Below are 3,518 nucleotides of genomic sequence, written 5' to 3'. Positions count from 1 at the left end.
ATTTGGCTTCGTACAATGTCGGCATTTTGCATCACTTTTGGGAGAAGTGACTGAGGTTTATCAGGAGCCGGATACGAGGCCCGTACGTCCGGTTCTGTGAGAAGGATAATGCTGCAGAAAATTACTGTAGCATTACCTTACTCGATATGCCATAAAGATTGTCCAAAAAGGGCAGCAATAGTTTATGCGGTAGTGTCAACAATTTTGTGCTTTTACCCTTTAACCCGGGTAGACAGCCCGGTTCTGCTCGGGCGAAGTGAGCGCCAAGGCCTATAGCCCTTAGTTCCTTTGCCGGCACTCCCTTGACTAGCTTGTAAATCATGGTGGCCACTATCTCCCAGTAGGCTATCTCCTCCGTGCCGATGCCGGTAAGCAGCCCTTTAGCGTAGTTAACTAGTTATATAAGACTCTCTTTCCGCTTGATTAATGGTTCCATATATGATACCATAAATATAGGCGGTGGGTATCTTGACCAGTTTCAGTAAATTGTATGCCAAAATCGTGCGTAATCCGAAAGACGTTGATTTTGAAGAATTGGACAAGATTCTTAAGCAGTATGGCTTTAAATGTAGACAGCCGGGCAAAGGTTCCAGTCACTATATCTATTACCACCCGAAACTTCTGACGCTCTATCAATTCCAAAAGCCAGGCCTGTCAAGGCGATTTATGTGAGGAAAGCCTTAGATGCGATAGAAAGAATAAAAGAAAAGGAAGAGAAGCAGTGAAAGATTTAAATTACTACCTCAACTTAAACTACGAAATCAAGATAAGAAAGCTCACCGATGAAGAAGGGGGCGGCTGGTTCGCTGAAATACCGCTTCTTCCAGGATGTATATCCAACGGTGAAACGCCCGGGGAAGCCGTCTCTAATATCAACGACGCAAAAAGATGCTGGGTTGAAACATGTTTGGAGTTAGGGCGCTCCATACCGGAACCCTTAAACGATGATTTTTCCGGCCAGTTGAGGATTCGCATGCCTAAATCTCTGCACAAGGCCTTATCAGAAAAAGCCAAAATGGAAAACGTTAGCCTTAATCAATACATCAATTACCAGCTCGCCCGGGGAGTGGGGTACCCATTAGAGACTCAAAAATAAATAGTGAATCTATTAATTACGGGACTCTTAATTCTTTTCAATTTCCCGAACAAAGGAGATATTTCGTATTTGGATATGCTGGCAGTACAGCAAACCCATGTTAATCCATGAGTACTTTGATGTTGACTTGGAAGAGATTTGGGTAACCAGTATAGAAGATATTCCCAAGCTAATCATGCAAATTAAAATAATTTTATTAGATATGGATAATTCACTGTAGTTTATAACAATTGAACGGCATTTTACAGCACCCGGCTTTGCACCGGGTGCTTCGAATCAATATAACTTCTTCGACTCCAGGCACGCCTGGACATCGTTCAAAGTCTCCCCGAAGCGTTGGAAGTGGACCACTTCTCTTTCTCTCAAAAATCTTAAGGTGTCTTTGATGCCGGGGTCGTCGGTGAGCTGGATCAACCGCTCGTAGGTGGCCCTGGCTTTCTGTTCGGCGGCCAGGTCTTCATGCAGGTCGGCGACCGGGTCTCCCTGGGACTGGATGTAAGCTGCGGTCCATGGCGCCCCGGCGGCGTCGGCCGGGTAAACCGCGTGGTCGTGCTCGGCGAAGTGCGCTCCCAGGCCGGCTTCCCTGAGCTGCTGGGCCGGCACACCCTTGACCAGTTTGTAGATCATGGTGGCGACAATTTCCCAGTGGGCCAGTTCCTCGGTGCCGATGTCCGTGAGCAGAGCTTTAGCATTGCTTACCAGTTGATGATGCAAGGGGACGTTCTTGATGCAAGGGGACGTTCTTTTTGCTTCCGTCTCATTTGCTTGATATTAAGAAAAAAATACGACAGAGTGAATTTTGGTGGCAAAATAAGCAAGAGAGCTATTGAGAGCAGCGTTAATCACATCATGTTTAGATGAATCAATCGATTGGCAATATTTTATGATGAAATGATTCTCAACTATTTTGGCAACTATTAACCGATAATATAACGGCAGATTTCCTGGGTGACTGGATTCAATTAAACATATTTTTAAAGCCCAACTAGGAAGCTGTTAACGCCGGGAGTAAAATGCAAAAAGAACGTCCCCTTGCATCCTGTAGCGCCTGGTGACATCTTGTTTATTGAGAAACAGGAAAAACTTAATCTGATCCATACAGAAAACAACGTTTATAAGATACATCAAACCCTGAGTAAGTTAGCAGAAAAGTTAGGAGGGAATTTCCTTAGAGTTCACAAGTCATTTATAGCGAACATGGACAGAATCAGTAGAATTAGAGAGGTAGGTAACAGGTCTTATGAGATCGAATTTGACGGATATGACAAGGTTGCTTTAATGAGCCGATATAAATTTGAAGAACATAAACACAGATTTACCCCTTTGTAGAAGGGGTTATTTTTTGGTTGTTTCATGATTCTTATCAGGCTATACACGCCCATAAAATGGTTATCTAGGAATAACTACTAGAAATATGCAATTATTTGATTATAATTGTGAGTAAATTAATATGTGAGTTTGAATCGGTATGATCCCATTATGGAAAGGAGGCAATGGAATGAAATTTAAGTTACTTGGGTTAAAAACAGTGATTTTTGGTGTTGCTCTTATTGCTAGCATCGCGCTAGGAACACTTGGCATCATTGGCATCCATGACACGACTGCTAATGCTGGTAGTAATTATGTTTTTCCGAAAAACCAGTATGGTCAGACGTATGGCTCTAAATTGGATGCTACTTCTCCAGAAACAGTGCCTGATTTAATCGCGGCAGTTGGCTTGGATGATATTAAAGGGTATGTGAAACGTACAGATCTAGAACAACCGTTTCCTAAAACGCCACAGGAAGCTATAGCTCTGAATAAGCAGAACTTGGCTCATCCTACACATGAAATTTCACTCTATGATGTTGATGGCAAAACTGTTATTGGTAAATTCATCGTCGGCGGAGGAACAGCAAAAGAATTTACAGCAAAAGCAGAAAGTGACAAAGAAGGACTAGATTAAAGAATCATAAAACGCTGAAAAATAGCCTATCAATTAAGCTATTAGATCTGTTTATAGACAATAATTAGTTAAACTGAAAAATCTAGAAACCGCTGAATCCGGAGTACCGAAATATCTGGCAAAAAAGCCGTAGCAATCAGGTAATTATGATTCAGAGTAAGCAGACTTATTTGGCCTTAACATTAACACAATGGGGGGTGAGTCCAATGGACATTTAAAAAAGTGGTTCGAAAGGAAGTACAGGGACAGCCCGCACAAGCAATACCCAAGAGCAACCTAACAAACCATTTAGGTAACAGTCTTTTGTTAGCTAAATACATGTTTTAATTAGTTGGAAAACTACTTAGAAAATTGTTGCTTCTCACGTAATTTGACGGTGGGATTCTCACCGTCAATGGCGTGAGAGTTGTTTTGCCAATCAGCCAAGCAAGTGAGAAATGTAACGCCACTCACATGGACCGCATATGCCATTCATTG

At 42.4% G+C, this 3,518-nt stretch carries 7 protein-coding genes; 5 read left to right on the top strand and 2 right to left on the bottom strand.

All coding sequences use genetic code 11. From position 1 onward, the window contains the following. Positions 1-121 precede the first annotated feature (121 nt). Positions 122-322, bottom strand: a complete 201-nt coding sequence (locus L7E55_RS17405; protein ID WP_277445628.1) for a hypothetical protein — start codon at positions 320-322, stop codon at positions 122-124. Positions 323-468: 146 nt separating this feature from the next. On the opposite strand from L7E55_RS17405, the gene L7E55_RS17400 reads away from it, so the two are divergent. The 3 genes from L7E55_RS17400 to L7E55_RS17850 all read left to right on the top strand — a co-directional run bounded on the left by L7E55_RS17400 (position 469) and on the right by L7E55_RS17850 (position 1,316). Beyond that, positions 469-672, top strand: coding sequence for a type II toxin-antitoxin system HicA family toxin (locus tag L7E55_RS17400; protein ID WP_277445627.1), 204 nt, complete (start codon positions 469-471; stop codon positions 670-672). Between the two features lie 49 nt (positions 673-721). Further along, positions 722-1,096 carry a type II toxin-antitoxin system HicB family antitoxin gene (locus L7E55_RS17395; RefSeq protein ID WP_277445626.1) on the top strand — a complete coding sequence of 125 codons (375 nt, stop codon included), beginning with the start codon at positions 722-724 and terminating at the stop codon, positions 1,094-1,096. A 97-nt stretch (positions 1,097-1,193) separates the two neighbouring features. Further along, positions 1,194-1,316 (top strand): HepT-like ribonuclease domain-containing protein, encoded by a 123-nt coding sequence (locus tag L7E55_RS17850; protein WP_420852073.1) that lies wholly within the window; start codon positions 1,194-1,196, stop codon positions 1,314-1,316. A 56-nt stretch (positions 1,317-1,372) separates the two neighbouring features. On the opposite strand, the gene L7E55_RS17390 is transcribed toward L7E55_RS17850, so the two are convergent. Further along, positions 1,373-1,825, bottom strand: coding sequence for a manganese catalase family protein (locus tag L7E55_RS17390; protein WP_277445629.1), 453 nt, complete (start codon positions 1,823-1,825; stop codon positions 1,373-1,375). Between the two features lie 303 nt (positions 1,826-2,128). On the opposite strand from L7E55_RS17390, the gene L7E55_RS17385 reads away from it, so the two are divergent. After that, the gene (locus L7E55_RS17385; protein WP_277445625.1) at positions 2,129-2,425 is read left to right on the top strand and encodes a LytTR family DNA-binding domain-containing protein; all 297 of its coding nucleotides are present in this window, start codon (positions 2,129-2,131) and stop codon (positions 2,423-2,425) included. 169 nt (positions 2,426-2,594) lie between these two features. After that, on the top strand, positions 2,595-3,041 hold the full coding sequence (locus tag L7E55_RS17380) for a hypothetical protein (RefSeq protein WP_277445624.1): 447 nt from the start codon (positions 2,595-2,597) through the stop codon (positions 3,039-3,041). Positions 3,042-3,518: the final 477 nt, after the last annotated feature.

Source organism: Pelotomaculum isophthalicicum JI, assembly GCF_029478095.1.
Lineage (GTDB): Bacteria > Bacillota > Desulfotomaculia > Desulfotomaculales > Pelotomaculaceae > Pelotomaculum_D > Pelotomaculum_D isophthalicicum.
The sequence above is the reverse complement of the archived record's forward strand: the minus strand, read 5'-3'. Positions and strand labels throughout refer to the sequence as shown.